The following is a 14,194-nucleotide window of genomic DNA, read 5'->3' on the forward strand; positions in this document are numbered from 1 at the left end:
AATCCTTTGCCATATGCGAGCCAAAGAAAAGGGCATCCGGTTTGTGCCAAGCACCTGATTCACCATCCAACCAGCGATCAAGCCCACTCCCGAACGGCTAGGACAAGTACGAAGTTGCCATATACTGGCAAGTCTTAAGGGGGTGGTTGAATCGGTTATCCCCTTACAACCAGGGAGAAATATTTCATGAAGTCACGTTTCGCTAGGATTGCCGTTACCGGGCTGATGCTCACGATGAGTGCAGTGCCGCTCCAGTTGCTTACCTCCTCTACGGCTTTCGCACAGGCCTCTGGCACTGCTGCGATGACCAATGCCGATGTCGTCAAGCTGTCCAAGCTGGGTTTCGGCTCAGACGTCATCAAGGCAAAAATTGACGGAGCATCCGCCGTCAATTTCAAGCTGGAGGTCGATGACCTCGTGAATCTGAAGAGTGCTGGCGTTTCACAAGACGTGATTTCTGAAATGCTGAAACGCGCCAACGGTGGCGCGGCGGCAGGCTCGGGCACGCCGCCTATGGGCGCCATGATGGGAAATCCCAACGATGTCACGATGGTCACGACGGACGGGGGCAATCTTCACCTGCGTGGCATATCCGGCACCATCAGCACGACGAATGCCTTTGTCACCGTGCTGGAGCATTACAACTTCCCGGGTGTTGCGGCCGCCACACGCACGCACGACGCGCGACCGTCGTTCATCGTCAACTCGCCTGACCAGCCGAAGGGGCGCATCTACATCGTGTCGGTCGAGGTGGACAGCCACGACCAGGATCGCTCGCTGAAGCTGGGTAATTCACGCTTTTGGGGCGGCATGAAGAACGTAGGCGCTCCCGACAAAGATAACCAGATCGCCTATGACGCGGTCGCGGTCGGCAACAGCAACCAGTGGAAACTGACGCCAACCAAAGATCTGAAGCCTGGCGAGTATGGCCTGTACATGGGAGAGCTGTTCGACTTCGGTGTCGACAGATAATGCCACTGGCTGAGTAAATAGCTGGCCGGGTGCTATCAAACAGGGAGCCATAACAGGCTCCCTTTCACCGGAACCCTTATCGGATGCCATTCGGTGACATTCGGGTCATGGCAACAGGTGCGGATTGACCGCCATGTCGGCACCGGTTGAGCAGCTTTGCTGTTGTAAAACGCCTCGGCCTTCGTCGGAATGGCGAGCCGAGGTATCAGGCTCCTGCGTTCGCACTGATAAGAAAAATGATTGCTCCATCACTGCCACAGCTGGCTTTGTTCCCCAAGCCAGTTCTCATCGCCTAACCGCTCCAATACCTCATCAATCTTCATGTTGATCGCCTCAAAGATGAAGTAAAGCTCGGCGCGACCGATGGTTATCGTGGTGTCGCCGTTCTCTGCGTTGTCGTCGTTATAGGTGATGTGCGCCATAAGGGTCAGCATGTCCTGCAGTTGTTTAAGCATTTCGTAGCCGTCTCGGGACAATAGATAGAGGTGCGGGCCGCTGGGCTCGCCTTGCATGTCTTCCATGTTGTTCTCCACACGCTTAGGTCACGCCGCGTATTGCGCGCGGCGTGAAGGGCTTCAGGAAAAATCCTGCTCGTTATGTCGGAATCAGCTGCTTCCGTTTCGACGAGTGCCCACTTCGGCTCGACGTCGCGCAGTGTGCGCGGCGGAGAAGTAGGGGGAATGCACCAGGGTGGGAGCACGAAAACGTGTCGGTGCCGTATGATCGAGGATAACCATGGTCAACTGTCCTATGTAGTTGGTTGTGGCCAGCGGATCGTTTGGGGTCCTATGCCCAGGCGATCCGCGCTACTTCTCTCATGTCGGGCGTGTCGTAATCATCTCGCTGGATGGGCACGCCCGACTGCCGCACCTTCGCATAAAACAAGTCCCATCATCTGTCGGGGACGAGTGCTTTGAGGTGTTGGCAAATGCCTACGCAGCGCAGGCGAAAACGATGCGCGACTCATGCCGATGCGCGCAGCAGCACCTTGCCGGTAGCCAGCTCATACACCGCACCAACCACCTTGACGCTGCCACTGCGCACCGCTTCGGATATCACCGGTTGCGCGGACGCGATGCGCGATACGTTGTAGTCCACATTGGCGCCAATCGCATTGGCAAGCACATGATCGCCACCGGCTTCCACCGCCTTGGTGACTCCCGGCCGTACCGCATCGACGATATCCCAGATGTGTCCGGGTAGTGGCGCGGGTTGTTCCATCTCGTGGATCGTCGCCTTGACCGCGCCGCATTCGGCATGCCCCAACACCATGATCAGCGGTGTCTTGAGTACGCCCACCGCGTATTCGAGGCTGGCCAAGCCGTCGCCGCTCAAATAATTGCCGGCGATGCGTATGACGAAAATGTCACCGGGCCCCTGATCGAACACCAACTCCGGCGCCACGCGCGAATCGGCACAGCCCAGGATGGCGGCGATAGGGTATTGCGCCTTCGCGCGTGCGGCGCGCCCGGAAGAAAAATCCTTGGCGTCGAGCTGATTGGCAGCGTAGCGCGCGTTACCTTGCATCAGCCGGCGTAATGCGGCATCGGGTGTGATGGCGTTTTGCGGTGGGGAAGCATCTGCATACGCGCGTAAGTTCGGAAGCGCACTCAAAGCGAGCAGTCCCAGGCCGGCTCCCAGAAATTGACGGCGCGATGGCAAGACATGATCGTGGTTAAGGTGATCGCACATGGACAATCTCCACTTGGTTGCAATATGAAGTGGCACGCCCCTGGTCGTGCCGCGCCATGGGCGGTGCTTGGCGACGACGCTGGCGCCGGTATAGACGCAAGCAGAGCCGTTTGCAAGAGGTATCCCCACGTTTTTCGAGCTATTCAAGGAAGGACTTTTTCACGGCCAATACTTAGCATTTTTACCTCACCGTCATTCCGGCGAAGGCCGGAATGACGGTGAGGTATTGCGAAACTTCCCAGGACAGCAGTGGGTCTTCGCCGGAACGACGGCTCGGTCATTTAATAGACCTTGGCTAGCTTGCTGATTTTGTTCAGATCAACAAGCGGAAAACGCAGGGATACCTCAGGATATGCATGCGTTTCTCATTTAGGCGCTCACAACATCACTGAAGCTGCGTCAGCAACGCCTTGGCACCTTTCTTGATACCGGTTTCCGCAGCACTCAAAGCACCCAGGCTGGCGGGAATATTTTCAGCCGCCGGGTACTGCTTCGCGACAAACGCCCGCAGCAATCGATTGCTTAGGCCGTCGTAAATTTCCACCGCGTACGTGACCGATCCCAACGTTCTGGAGGGCTTGTCGGCAGCACTTTTCAACGTGCCAAGCACTGCACCAACCGGCATGATTTGCTTGACCGTGCTCAACACCGGCGTGCTGGCTGAAGCACCGGTCAAGGTGAGATGGATGCGCAAGGTGTCCGGGCCGGGCACCGATGTCAACACATACTTCTGCCCGAGAGCCTGACTGAATTGTGTCTGCATGTAATCGGCGAGCTGCTGCCGTTCGACGGCGCTCAACTTTCCGAACTGCTGATCTTCACCGCCGTAAACCGTTACGGTATCGAGCATGACCTCGGTGTAGCTGGCCAGCTGCGCATCCGGTGACGAGTAATAGAGCGGGATGTGTCCGTTCTGGTTCTGTGGGTTGGGAGTCAACTGGGTGCTGGAATCCAGGCTTCTATAGTGAGCCGGCGTGGTGGCTGCACAGCCAGCCACACCCATCATCAAAAGCACAGGCAACAAACACCGCAATACACTTCGCTTGTTCATTGACGACTCCATCCTTGGCTTACGGCGCGGTGGATACGTAGACCGCGCGCGGCGGATAGACGGTTACCGGTGGCATGACATACACCACTCGCGGCGGCGGCACCGAGGTAGTCACAACAACGCTTGCGCTCGACGTAACACCTTTCGTCACGACCTTGGTGTAGCAACAAGGTGCTGGGTAGATACCCCAGTAAGGGCCGGTTGTACGCACGGTGGTGACGGCGTAACCCGGCGTGGCCGAATGCGTAACGACCGTGGCGGCGTAGATGGGAGCCAATTGCACGCTGATTCCAACGGCAAATACGGCGGCAAGCAAGCAACGTTTTGTGTTCATGGTGACGATCTCTTTTTGGGGAAAGGGGAAACACGGCGCGGCATCACCGCGGTGGATAAGAAGGATTTACGGACGACCCAGCGCGATGCGTGCGGCGGCATACCAGTTGGGCGCACGCCGAAGATCACTCAGCAGGCGGCGCCATTCGCCAAACACCAGCCCAAGCGGGTTATGCGTGCCAAGCGGGTGATCGAGGCCATAGCGCAAGGGCTCGTCTTCGCGTTCGGCGGCGAACGTGCCGAACATGCGGTCGAAAATGATCAGGGCGCCGCCGTAGTTTTTGTCGATATACGGCGCGTTCGATGCGTGATGCACACGGTGATGCGCCGGCGTGTTGAGAATCCATTCCAACGGACCGAGGTTGACCCGCGCTTCGGTATGCAGGAAGAACTGAAAACGCAGATCCAGCGCCAGCAAGACGATGACCATGCGCGGATCGAAACCCAGAAACATCACGGGCAGATACACCAGCCAACCGGCGGAGATCAGGTTCGTCCAGCCCAAACGGATGGCCGAAAGCAGGTTCATTTCTTCCGGTGAGTGATGCACCGCATGGCTGGCCCACAACCAGCGCACTTCGTGGCTGAAGCGGTGGTACCAGTAGTAGGCAAACTCCACGACGAAAAAGCCGATGACCCAGACGCGCCAGTCGTGCATCGAGAAATGCCACGGCGCAAAATGCCATACCAACGCAAACACTGGCGCGAGAATCAGCGCAGACAAAGCATCGACAACGGAGTGGCCCAGGGCAATGACCAAGGTGCTCCCTGCGCTGAGAAAGTTGTAACCCTTGTTGGCCACCAGCAGACGCCACACCATTTCGACCAGCACGGTGATCATGGCAAGCGGTAGAAATCCCGGAATGTGGACCGAGTGAAAGTGATGAAGGATGTTTTGCATGACAGGACCCAGAGTGAGGACAGTTGAGCGCCGGAGGTCTTGCGCCTGGTAAACAGCTTGGTCCCGACTCGTAACCTGGAAATGTCCGCGGCCGCCAACTTTGTAACAAGCTGTTACATCGGCCAGGCAACTGTTATGGCTGGGAAAAATGGCGCTTCCCGTGGCGGCGCATGTGATCGCGGCGCCTCGAACGGGTGGCATAATGGCCGCGCCGTAACACTGACGAGGAGACTATGTCCGTGAACGAGCGCCCTCCGCGCGTCATCGTGCTGGACGATGATGCTGAATTGCGTAACATGCTGCGCCGCTATCTGACGGATAACGGCTTCCAGGTTCAGGCCATCGATAGCGCCGAGCAGTTGGACCGTCTCTTGCAGCGCGAACCGTTCGACGCCCTGGTGTTGGATTTGATGATGCCGGGCGAAGATGGCCTGTCGATCTGCCGCCGCTTGCGCGCGAGCGGACAGACCATTCCCATTCTTATGCTGACTGCTCGTGGCGATTCCGTCGATCGCATCATCGGCTTGGAAATGGGTGCGGACGATTACCTGCCGAAAACATCCGAACCGCGCGAGCTGGTCGCCCGGCTGAATGCGATGCGCCGCCGCCAGCACATGCTGCACAGCACGCAGGTGTGGGGTAACGACGAGGTCACTGAATTCGGCCCCTTCACACTCAACATCTCGCGCATGGAGCTGCAGCGCGATGGTGCATCCATCCCGCTCACCAGCATGGAATTTCAATTGCTGCGTGTGTTTGCTGCCAATCCGCGCCGCCCGATGAGCCGTGATCATCTGCAGGACAAGGTAAAAGGCCGCGATCACGAAGCCATGGATCGCAGCCTGGATGTGCAGATCTCGCGTCTGCGGCGCAAGATCGAAGACGATCCGGCCGCGCCGCGTTATATACGAACCGTGTGGGGTGTCGGCTACATGTTCACGCCGGACGGTGGCCATGCTTAAGCTGCGCGTGTGGCCGCGTTCGCTGTTCGGCCGCAACCTGCTGTTGCTGCTTGCGCTTATCGCGATCGCACAGATGTCGACGGTCGTGCTCTATCTATTGCTTCAGCGCCCCCGTGTGCTGGAAGTGGCGCACTTGGTTGCCACGCAGGTGAACATCCTCGATGCAGCGCTATCACAAGTCCCAGCAGCTGACCGCGACGCTTACGTGGCGCGATTGAACCGGGTCGGCCCGCTCAGCGTTCAGCTCGCCGAACCACCACCCGACGAAATGGGTTACGGCACGCCTTTGGCAAGGCTGTTTATTGGTGAAGTGCGGCGCAATCTGGCCAAGGGCATCACCATGCACCTGGCAAGCTCGCCGCAGCTGGGTATCTGGCTGCACGTCAATATCAGCGGCGAGCGTTACTGGATCAAGCTGCCGGTCGACGCCTTGCTTCCTTATCGATGGCTTACGTCGGCGCTGCTCCTGTGGTTTTGCCTGGCGCTTTCTGCCGCGCTCGGTGCGCTGTTGATCCAGCGGCGCATCAATCGTCCGCTGCGCGACCTCGCCGAGGCGGCGCAAAATGTCGGGTCCGGTGGACGGACAGCGCGCTTGCCGACTTACCACGCATCCGAACTGGCGATCGTGGCGAAACAGTTCAACGCCATGATGGATAACCTGGATGAGATGGAAGCAAGCCGCTCCATCATGCTCGCCGGCATTTCGCACGACATCCGCTCGCCACTGGCCAAGTTGCGGCTTATGTTGGCGATCGACAAGCACACCCGGGAACTGCCTGTAGGCCAGTACATCGACCAGATCGATGCCATCATCGGCCAATTCATCGACTTCGGCCGGGTGAGCAGCGACGAACCCATCGTCGACGGCGACTTGAATATCCTGGTGGAACAGCTCGCGCTCGAATTTACCGAGCGCGGCCACGTGTTTGAATTACGGCTCAATCCGCTGCCCGCGTGGCCATTCCGGCCGATTGCCATGATGCGCATGGTGCAGAATCTGATGGAGAACGCCGTGAAGTACGCTGGCGTCGGCCTGGAGGTACACACCTATAAGGAGCACGACACGATGGTGCTGGCGGTGCTCGACGGTGGACCCGGCCTGCCGGCAGGCGATGAGACGCGCTTGCTGCAGCCATTCACGCGGGGTGATATCGGGCGCTCCAACGTCAGCGGTTCGGGGCTTGGGTTGGCCATCGTCGATCGTGTCGCACGCCTGCATGGCGGCCGGCTGCAATTGATTCGCCGGCAACCGAACGGCGTCGAGGCACGCGTGGTGTTGCCGCTCGCCACATCCGCTGCAGGCATGGCGCGCCCGGCGCTGTCATAACCTGAAACATTTTCGCTCGCGCAAGCAATAGTCGCCCAACATCTCGCACTTAGCATGATCTTCGTCGGCCGACCTTCATGGCCGGCGCGGCCCCTCCGCGGCCGCTTCTTCTCTACAGGACCATTTTCATGCGCAAAACGTATTCCCTTTTTCTGGCGGCATTACTGCTGCCTGCCATCGCGGTAGCCTCGCCGCAAGCCAACATCAATTCGCCGCGCGCGCAGCGCATGATGCAGATGCTGGAGCAGAAGTTCGATGCCGCCAATACCAATCATGACGGCAAACTCACCCTGGCCGAGGCCCAGGCCGGCATGCCGCGCATCGCGCAGCATTTCGATGACATCGACACTCATCACCAGGGCTACATCACGCTTGACCAGATCAAGGCCTTCGTGGCCAGCCGCGCTGGTGGCTGAGCGCAGCGTGCGCGTTTTTTAGCCCTTTTTTGGCAAGACAACGCCAGTGCCCCTGCCCTTGTGGAGCTTGTTCTCACCATAGTCTTCAATCTTGCCTCACCGTCATTCCGGCGAAGGCCGGAATCCATCGCCAGCACGAAGCATGGATTCCGGCCTTCGCCGGAATGACGGTGAGGTACTACGAAACTTCCCAGGACAGCAGTGGGCCTTCGCCGGAACGACGACTCGCTCTGAAACAGTATTAACGTGAACTTGGGTTCTCGCTGGAGTGCCGGAAAAACGTGGGGATACCTCAGCCCCTGCCCCCGCCTGGCGTCGTCTTGTCTCCTTTCATGTCCATTCGAACACCACGCAAGTGGTGTTTTTTTATGCGCTGAAACCGAGACAAAGTCGTCTGTAACAGGTTCTTACATTTGTCGCCGTTTCCTACATAGCTCAGTTAGATCCGCCATCCAGAATGGCTCCTCGTCGGGACTGATCACATCGATGTCCCATTTTTTGACTGAGGATTCAAGCATGCGTGTATTACCCATTTTGAAATCGCTATCGGCTGTCGCTGTGTTGATGGCAGCCTTGTGTATGGCCACCAGCGCTTCGGCACAAACCCGCTTCCATGGGATGGGTGCCGCCGGCGCGCGCGGTAACGCGGGCGGTGGCGGCTACACCAACTGGTCGGGCGGCAGCACGACGCATCAAGGCCGCCACTGGGCCAATGGTGTGAATGGCGGCAGTTTCAGTGGCCACAACAGCTACAGTGGCAACCCGGATGGTTCGGCCCAGGCCAATTTTTCCAATGCCGGCCATACCGCCGCCGGCGGCAACTTCTCAAGTGATGGCGCGTACTCGCGCAACGCCAACGGCAACTGGTCGGGCAATAGCCAGTCCAGCGGCAGCGGTCCGCATGGCAGCTATCAGACCTCGACCAGCACGGCCAACGGGGTAACCACCCACACCGCAACCGCCACCAACGCGAACGGCCAGACGTATGAGCACAGCGGTACCTATACGCAAGGCCAAGGCTACAGTCGCAGCGGTAGCGGGCCGAACGGCAGCTATAACACAGCGGTGAACCAAACCAATGGCACCACGACGCGCAACACCCAAGTGAGCCATGCCAGTGGCGCCTCCTATAACGGCAACACCAGCTATACGCCAGGGCAAGGCATCACACACAACGCTAACTGCACTAATGCCAGCGGTGCAGCGGTCAGCTGCAACTGAAAAACAACCGTGATGCATGGCCTGGCGATGCGGCGACAGAGCCGCGCGGTGGAGAAAACCGCGCGGCTCCCGCGTGAGATCAGCTCTTGATAAAGGCCAGGAGGTCTTGATTGAGCACATCGGCATGGACCGTCAGCATGCCGTGTGGATAGCCCTCGTAGGTTTTCAGCGTGCCGTTCTTCAACAGCTTGGCCGAAAGCGGCCCCGCATCGTGATAAGGCACGATCTGGTCGTCGGTACCGTGCATGACGAGCGTCGGCACATCAATGATTTTCAAATCTTCCGTGAAGTCGGTTTCCGAAAAGGCCTTGATACCTTCGTAGTGCGCCTTCGTGCCACCCATCATTCCCTGTCTCCACCAGTTCTGAATGACACCCTCAATCGGCTTTACGCCAGGACGATTGAAGTTGTAGAACGGGCCGCTCGGAAGGTCGAGGAAGAACTGCGCTCGATTGTCGGCAAGCGCTTTGCGCAAACCATCGAACACTTCGATCGGCAGGCCGTCGGGATTGGCCGGCGTCTTGACCATGATCGGCGGTACGGCAGCAACAAGAACCAGCTTGGCCACACGCCCTTGCGGCTGGCCGTGCTTGGCAACGTAACGTGCCGCCTCGCCGCCACCGGTGGAATGGCCGATATGTATGGCGTCCTTCAGGTTGAGATGCTCGACCACTGCTGCTGCATCGGCGGCGTAATGATCGATGTCGTGGCCTTCACTGACCTGGGCCGATCGCCCATGACCGCGACGATCATGCGCAATGACGCGATAGCCGTGCTGAAGAAAGAACAACATCTGTGCGTCCCAATCGTCCGCACTGAGCGGCCACCCGTGGTGGAACACGATGGGCTGACCGTGGCCCCAATCCTTGTAGAAGATCTCGGTTCCATCTTTCGTCATGACAAAAGGCATGTCGCTCTCCTCGATTTTCGGGTGACGTGGGTGGGCAGCCCGGAGTGATTACAGATTTGAAGTGCCGCGTCTCGAACTTATTGGATGAACGATGAAATAAATTTGACAAAGTGGCGTCTCGTCCGTGTTAGCGATTCGTCGCCCCGGCGAACGCCGGGGCCCAGTGTCTTTGACGATCTGCAAGTCGCCAGGTCCCGGCTTTCGCCGGAATGACGGAACACGCTGAATCGGCATCAAGGTAAAACGTCAGTAATCGCGAATATCCAACGCGATAAAGCAACGCGCGCTATACCCTTGCTCCGTTGCCGGCCAATGCAATTGGCTTAGCAGATGATCGCCGCCTGGCCACGGCTGGTTATCCAGCAAGGCCTCGGCAACGACCGAGCCATCATCGGCGCGGCGATAGAACAGTCGCACCCAGTGCAATTCACCGCTCAATGATTCGTTGCGCAGGGCCTCCTGCAAGCCTGACAACAAACCTTCGGGCGCAGCAACGTCGTCACGACTGAACGCAAGCGGGCCGACGAATACATCCCAGTTCCGCACGCCCAGCTCCCAGCTTTGCAGTTGCATGCGCCGATCATCGGTGACGTACCAGCATGCCGCCAACAACACATACAGGGCATTGCGCTCGAACGCCTTCAGCGCATCGCGTATGCCGGCATCACCACGTCCATGGCCGGCAAAGCTTTCTTCGATATGGCGCTCTTCACTGATCACGACATCGATGTCCAGCCGACCAGGCTCGCCCTCGGCGCCGTCATGCCAACTGCCGCGCACAGCAGGAAAGTCGCCGTCCGTTACCAGCCAATCCTCATCCAGTTCCAGCTCCACATCGTGGCGCTCGAACAGACGCAGCAGGTCGGCTTGTACGGTGTTGTCGTTCATGGGGTTGCTCCTGATTTCATGCCGCGACAGCCTCTCATAAATAGATTGCTGCTTGCTTAAATCAGGTATTGATTCGAGCCAGCAAAAAATCGATCGCACTGCGGAGCTTGGCGGTGGGGCGCGCATCTTGCGCATAGATCAGATACATCGGCGAAGGCAAAAGCGACCATTCGGGAAGCACGGGAAGCAGCCGGCCCGCGTCGAGATCATCGGCAAGCACCGCTTCGGGTTGCAGTACGATGCCGGCGCCATTCAACGCGGCGATACGCAACGCATTGCCTTGATTTGCGGTGAAGCGGCCTCGCACCGTGACCTGGCATGTGGCCCCGCCGGGCCCAACCAGCAGCCATTGGTCAAATCGCCGCCAATACGATAGGCCGAGACAGTCGTGCGCACTCAATTGCTCTGGATGCTCGGGCCGGCCACGGCGATCCAGATAGCTTGCCGATGCGGCAAGCATTCGACGATAGGGGCGCAATGGGCGTGCGACGATGCCAGGCTCATTGATGTCGCCAATGTAGATGCCCAGGTCAAAACCTCCGTCGACAAGATTGGGCCGGCGATTGTCCAGGGTGAGTTCGACGCTAATGTCCGGATAGTTCGCCATGTAGTCGCTCAGTGCTGGCGCAAGGATGTGACTTCCGAAGCTGACCGGCGCCACCACACGCAGTTGGCCGCGCGGCGTTGCGTGCAGCTCCGATGCACTGGCTTCGGCGAGTGCCACTTCCGCGAGCACGTGTTTGCAGCGCTCGTAGTACAGCCGCCCCACGTCTGAAAGTTGCTGGCGCCGCGTGGTGCGGTGAAGCAGGCGCGCGCCCAGGCGTTGCTCGATGTCGTTGATGTGCTTGGCGACCATGGTTGCCGAAACCCGGCTTGCCTCGGCCGCGGCGGCGAAACTCCCGCTCTCCACCACCCGAACGAACATCTCCATATTGGCCAGCTTGTTCATGATTAAAAACCCATAGGTTCGGAATGGGTCAAATCATCCCATATTTATCAACCAAACCAGGGCGCGCACCATGGCGCGTTGCCGGCTCCGGCGTGCTTATCCCAGAGGGGTACCGTGCCAAACTTTCACCTCGATCTGCCCTCCGCTGATCTAACGAAGCTTTACAAGCGGCGGTGCCATACAGGAGCGAAAATCGTGAACGACGACCACGCGCCCTACCACGCACATATCTATTACGAGCCGTCGCAGCGGGCATTGGCCAATACGGCACGCACGCTTCTAAGCGATTTCATGGCGTCGCGAAAAATTCCTCAGCTGTTGTTTGTCGGTCAGCTGAAGGACGGCAAGGCGGGGCCGCATCCCATCCCGCAGTTTGAAATTCATTTCACGAAAGAGGCGCTGCCTGCAATTTGCGACTTCATCAGGGCATCAGGATTCAGAGCGCTCGTTCATCCGCTGACCGATGACGACCTGGCCGATCACACGCGCTTGGCCCACTGGATAGGCACGCCATTGGAACTCGATCTGACGACGCTTGATCCGCCGGGCAAAAACCAGGGTGTTGCGCGCTTCGGAAAAGCCGACTTCTGATATTGCTAGCGCGCCTCAAAAATCCACATCCAGCCCGCCATCCATAAAGCCACTGAAACGGCTGTCATGCACGCGCTTCGGCGACAACGTCTATGGCGTGGCTCTTACGTTCCGTTGCGGCATGGCGATGAACAGCTCTGACCCAACCATCGAGAACACCTGACGCCGCTCACGTCACGAGCGGCTGAACCGCTTCTTTTCCACCTTGGCTTTTTCAGGTGCCTGCCCCGTATGCGACGCATCACGTGCAAAGCTGTTGGTTGACTTGAAATCTTTAGCCTGCTCGACCGCAGAAGTAATCTTCTTGCCGGAGTAGACCGAATGAATAGTGGCTGCCGACAAGGGTTTGGGCGTGTCGTTCATTCGGATACCTGGCTGGGCGGTGACTGGATCAATCACCATACTCCTAAATGGTCAGCGGTGCAGTGCCGCCCTTTTTGACATCCAGGTTACGCCGGCAGTACACCATTCCGGCGTGCGCGGGGTGGTGTACCATGGGTTGCAAGCATCGGCTTGTTTTTCGCGTTCCGCGCGGCCATTCAGCGGTTGCCCGCCTCGCTCTTCATCTCACGCGCGAACCACGTCACCAGCCCGGTGACGCCTTCGGAAGCACTGATGCAACGCCCATCCACCCCCGCAGACATGATCCAGCCCAGTCGCCACGCGAAAGGCAAGCCACATTGCACACGTTGTGATGCCGTGTGCTGCCGACTGGTGGTTGTTTTGGAGCCCGGGGACAACATCCCCGATCACCTCACCACGCATCTTCCCCAGGGGCATCGCGTGATGGCCCATGGTGATGATGGGTGGTGCGTCGCGCTGGACCGCACCCACATGAACTGCGGTATTTATGAAAATCGCCCTGCTGTCTGCCGACGATTCTTCATGGGCGGCCCTTATTGCAAGGCCATTCGCGCCGAATACGCCAAACAAGGGCCTCGCAGCATTGAGATCACCCTGAAATAAGAGGACTCCATCATGACTAGCTCTCGCCTACCTGGCCCCCATGGGTCGCCATACACCGGCTCGGCCTCCCCCAAGACTCTATCCAGCGAACGCATTGCCGCGGATATCGCTGCATTCAACAAGGCTGGCGGACGCATTGAGGTCTTGGGCAACACGCCGCTTCACCGCAAATCTCCAGAAGCGGAAACATCCACGAACGCGAACAACGCCACGAACGCGCCGGTGCAATCCCCTGCCGGAAAATAAGCCTCGATATGCGGTGACGAAAACGGTATTGATCGCTCCCCCCTGTTGCATCCATTGAACGAGATATTCCACTTGGCAAAGACAAACTATTCATTTGAAAAACGTCAGCGCGAGCTGGCCAAGAAGAAACAACAGGACGCCAAGCAGGCAAAGAAGAAAGCGACACGCGAGAGCACAAAGCCTGGCGATACGCGACCGGATCCATCCGAAAACCAGGCATGAACGCGCCCGAGATCAAAGGGCCGCAGATATGGGTCGACGCCGATGCCTGCCCGGCGGTGATCAAGGAGATTCTGTTCCGTGCAGCTGACCGCGCAAAAATCCATGTCACGCTCATAGCGAATCGTCCGCTGTCGCGTCCTCCATCGCGCTATATCCGCGCGCTCACCGTAAACGGCGGGCTGGACGAAGCCGATAACGAAATCGTGCTGCGTCTGCAGGCCGGGGACCTTGTCGTTACCCAGGACATACCGCTGGCCGCGCGCGTGATCGACAAAGGGGGCGTGGCCATTCATCCGCGCGGCGAGCGCTACACGCCGGAGAACATGGCTGAGCGATTGTCGATGCGCAATTTCATGGAAGAACTACGCGGTGCCGGCGTGCAGACAGGCGGACCGTCCGCGTTTCATCCGCGTGACCGGCAAGCCTTTGCCAATCAGCTCGATCGCTGGTTGGCACAACACGCCAACGCAGCGCCAACTCGATGAGCGAATTCATGGGCGAATAGCCTGTGACGCGGCGACCCCAATGTGGCGATCATGCGATCATG

18 protein-coding genes are annotated in these 14,194 nt (G+C 58.7%); 9 read left to right on the forward strand and 9 right to left on the reverse strand.

The genetic code is table 11. The features are described 5' to 3' along the window. Nucleotides 1–303 precede the first annotated feature (303 nt). Nucleotides 304–972, forward strand: coding sequence for a hypothetical protein (locus IEX75_RS08780; protein WP_188793835.1), 669 nt, complete (start codon nucleotides 304–306; stop codon nucleotides 970–972). A 248-nt stretch (nucleotides 973–1,220) separates the two neighbouring features. On the opposite strand, the gene IEX75_RS08785 is transcribed toward IEX75_RS08780, so the two are convergent. From IEX75_RS08785 to IEX75_RS08805, 5 genes are all read right to left on the reverse strand, one after another. Further along, nucleotides 1,221–1,493 (reverse strand): XAC0095 family protein, encoded by a 273-nt coding sequence (locus tag IEX75_RS08785; RefSeq protein WP_188793836.1) that lies wholly within the window; start codon nucleotides 1,491–1,493, stop codon nucleotides 1,221–1,223. A gap of 442 nt (nucleotides 1,494–1,935) precedes the next feature. Continuing rightward, nucleotides 1,936–2,664 (reverse strand): carbonic anhydrase, encoded by a 729-nt coding sequence (locus IEX75_RS08790; RefSeq protein WP_188793837.1) that lies wholly within the window; start codon nucleotides 2,662–2,664, stop codon nucleotides 1,936–1,938. Nucleotides 2,665–3,049: 385 nt separating this feature from the next. Continuing rightward, nucleotides 3,050–3,715 carry a DUF3313 domain-containing protein gene (locus IEX75_RS08795; RefSeq protein ID WP_188793838.1) on the reverse strand — a complete coding sequence of 222 codons (666 nt, stop codon included), beginning with the start codon at nucleotides 3,713–3,715 and terminating at the stop codon, nucleotides 3,050–3,052. 19 nt (nucleotides 3,716–3,734) lie between these two features. Then, nucleotides 3,735–4,049, reverse strand: a complete 315-nt coding sequence (locus IEX75_RS08800) for a hypothetical protein (protein WP_188793839.1) — start codon at nucleotides 4,047–4,049, stop codon at nucleotides 3,735–3,737. A gap of 66 nt (nucleotides 4,050–4,115) precedes the next feature. Next, nucleotides 4,116–4,949, reverse strand: coding sequence for a sterol desaturase family protein (locus IEX75_RS08805; RefSeq protein ID WP_229720704.1), 834 nt, complete (start codon nucleotides 4,947–4,949; stop codon nucleotides 4,116–4,118). A 239-nt stretch (nucleotides 4,950–5,188) separates the two neighbouring features. Between IEX75_RS08805 and IEX75_RS08810 the strand changes: the two genes are divergently transcribed. From IEX75_RS08810 to IEX75_RS08825, 4 genes are all read left to right on the forward strand, one after another. Then, the gene (locus tag IEX75_RS08810; RefSeq protein ID WP_479725504.1) at nucleotides 5,189–5,911 is read left to right on the forward strand and encodes a response regulator; all 723 of its coding nucleotides are present in this window, start codon (nucleotides 5,189–5,191) and stop codon (nucleotides 5,909–5,911) included. After that, complete coding sequence (locus IEX75_RS08815) at nucleotides 5,904–7,238, forward strand: ATP-binding protein (RefSeq protein ID WP_188793841.1); 1,335 nt, start codon at nucleotides 5,904–5,906, stop codon at nucleotides 7,236–7,238. Before IEX75_RS08810 ends, IEX75_RS08815 begins: the two co-directional genes overlap by 8 nt. Before the next feature lie 128 nt (nucleotides 7,239–7,366). Continuing rightward, nucleotides 7,367–7,654, forward strand: coding sequence for an EF-hand domain-containing protein (locus IEX75_RS08820; RefSeq protein ID WP_188793842.1), 288 nt, complete (start codon nucleotides 7,367–7,369; stop codon nucleotides 7,652–7,654). A 516-nt stretch (nucleotides 7,655–8,170) separates the two neighbouring features. Then, on the forward strand, nucleotides 8,171–8,875 hold the full coding sequence (locus IEX75_RS08825) for a hypothetical protein (protein ID WP_188793843.1): 705 nt from the start codon (nucleotides 8,171–8,173) through the stop codon (nucleotides 8,873–8,875). A gap of 79 nt (nucleotides 8,876–8,954) precedes the next feature. Here the strand turns inward: IEX75_RS08825 and IEX75_RS08830 are convergent, their stop codons facing one another. The 3 genes from IEX75_RS08830 to IEX75_RS08840 form a co-directional block, all read right to left on the reverse strand. Beyond that, nucleotides 8,955–9,785, reverse strand: coding sequence for an alpha/beta fold hydrolase (locus IEX75_RS08830; RefSeq protein ID WP_188793844.1), 831 nt, complete (start codon nucleotides 9,783–9,785; stop codon nucleotides 8,955–8,957). Between the two features lie 246 nt (nucleotides 9,786–10,031). After that, nucleotides 10,032–10,673: a DUF6348 family protein gene (locus tag IEX75_RS08835; protein ID WP_188793845.1), complete on the reverse strand. Its 642-nt coding sequence runs from the start codon at nucleotides 10,671–10,673 to the stop codon at nucleotides 10,032–10,034. Nucleotides 10,674–10,734: 61 nt separating this feature from the next. Beyond that, complete coding sequence (locus IEX75_RS08840; RefSeq protein WP_188793846.1) at nucleotides 10,735–11,622, reverse strand: LysR family transcriptional regulator; 888 nt, start codon at nucleotides 11,620–11,622, stop codon at nucleotides 10,735–10,737. Nucleotides 11,623–11,817: 195 nt separating this feature from the next. On the opposite strand from IEX75_RS08840, the gene IEX75_RS08845 reads away from it, so the two are divergent. Continuing rightward, nucleotides 11,818–12,213, forward strand: coding sequence for a DOPA 4,5-dioxygenase family protein (locus tag IEX75_RS08845; protein ID WP_188793847.1), 396 nt, complete (start codon nucleotides 11,818–11,820; stop codon nucleotides 12,211–12,213). Between the two features lie 174 nt (nucleotides 12,214–12,387). Here IEX75_RS08845 and IEX75_RS08850 read toward each other — a convergent pair whose 3' ends face one another. After that, on the reverse strand, nucleotides 12,388–12,576 hold the full coding sequence (locus tag IEX75_RS08850) for a hypothetical protein (RefSeq protein WP_188793848.1): 189 nt from the start codon (nucleotides 12,574–12,576) through the stop codon (nucleotides 12,388–12,390). A gap of 150 nt (nucleotides 12,577–12,726) precedes the next feature. Between IEX75_RS08850 and IEX75_RS08855 the strand changes: the two genes are divergently transcribed. The 3 genes from IEX75_RS08855 (at nucleotide 12,727) to IEX75_RS08865 (ending at nucleotide 14,132) form a co-directional block, all read left to right on the forward strand. Beyond that, nucleotides 12,727–13,179: a YkgJ family cysteine cluster protein gene (locus IEX75_RS08855; protein WP_308422115.1), complete on the forward strand. Its 453-nt coding sequence runs from the start codon at nucleotides 12,727–12,729 to the stop codon at nucleotides 13,177–13,179. Between the two features lie 12 nt (nucleotides 13,180–13,191). After that, nucleotides 13,192–13,425, forward strand: a complete 234-nt coding sequence (locus IEX75_RS08860) for a hypothetical protein (RefSeq protein WP_188794423.1) — start codon at nucleotides 13,192–13,194, stop codon at nucleotides 13,423–13,425. A 218-nt stretch (nucleotides 13,426–13,643) separates the two neighbouring features. Continuing rightward, nucleotides 13,644–14,132 (forward strand): YaiI/YqxD family protein, encoded by a 489-nt coding sequence (locus IEX75_RS08865; protein ID WP_188793849.1) that lies wholly within the window; start codon nucleotides 13,644–13,646, stop codon nucleotides 14,130–14,132. Nucleotides 14,133–14,194: the final 62 nt, after the last annotated feature.

Source organism: Dyella nitratireducens, from assembly GCF_014642835.1.
In the GTDB taxonomy this organism is placed as follows: Bacteria; Pseudomonadota; Gammaproteobacteria; order Xanthomonadales; family Rhodanobacteraceae; genus Dyella_B; species Dyella_B nitratireducens.

Bases quoted from the DNA above. Each gene is read 5' to 3' on its own strand.
- IEX75_RS08780 (WP_188793835.1), top strand. From the start codon at position 304: ATGACCAATGCCGATGTCGTCAAGCTGTCCAAGCTGGGTTTCGGCTCA.
- IEX75_RS08785 (WP_188793836.1), bottom strand. From the start codon at position 1,493: ATGGAAGACATGCAAGGCGAGCCCAGCGGCCCGCACCTCTATCTATTG.
- IEX75_RS08790 (WP_188793837.1), bottom strand. From the start codon at position 2,664: ATGTGCGATCACCTTAACCACGATCATGTCTTGCCATCGCGCCGTCAA.
- IEX75_RS08795 (WP_188793838.1), bottom strand. From the start codon at position 3,715: ATGAACAAGCGAAGTGTATTGCGGTGTTTGTTGCCTGTGCTTTTGATG.
- IEX75_RS08800 (WP_188793839.1), bottom strand. From the start codon at position 4,049: ATGAACACAAAACGTTGCTTGCTTGCCGCCGTATTTGCCGTTGGAATC.
- IEX75_RS08805 (WP_229720704.1), bottom strand. From the start codon at position 4,949: ATGCAAAACATCCTTCATCACTTTCACTCGGTCCACATTCCGGGATTT.
- IEX75_RS08815 (WP_188793841.1), top strand. From the start codon at position 5,904: ATGCTTAAGCTGCGCGTGTGGCCGCGTTCGCTGTTCGGCCGCAACCTG.
- IEX75_RS08820 (WP_188793842.1), top strand. From the start codon at position 7,367: ATGCGCAAAACGTATTCCCTTTTTCTGGCGGCATTACTGCTGCCTGCC.
- IEX75_RS08825 (WP_188793843.1), top strand. From the start codon at position 8,171: ATGCGTGTATTACCCATTTTGAAATCGCTATCGGCTGTCGCTGTGTTG.
- IEX75_RS08830 (WP_188793844.1), bottom strand. From the start codon at position 9,785: ATGCCTTTTGTCATGACGAAAGATGGAACCGAGATCTTCTACAAGGAT.
- IEX75_RS08835 (WP_188793845.1), bottom strand. From the start codon at position 10,673: ATGAACGACAACACCGTACAAGCCGACCTGCTGCGTCTGTTCGAGCGC.
- IEX75_RS08840 (WP_188793846.1), bottom strand. From the start codon at position 11,622: ATGAACAAGCTGGCCAATATGGAGATGTTCGTTCGGGTGGTGGAGAGC.
- IEX75_RS08850 (WP_188793848.1), bottom strand. From the start codon at position 12,576: ATGAACGACACGCCCAAACCCTTGTCGGCAGCCACTATTCATTCGGTC.
- IEX75_RS08860 (WP_188794423.1), top strand. From the start codon at position 13,192: ATGACTAGCTCTCGCCTACCTGGCCCCCATGGGTCGCCATACACCGGC.
- IEX75_RS08865 (WP_188793849.1), top strand. From the start codon at position 13,644: ATGAACGCGCCCGAGATCAAAGGGCCGCAGATATGGGTCGACGCCGAT.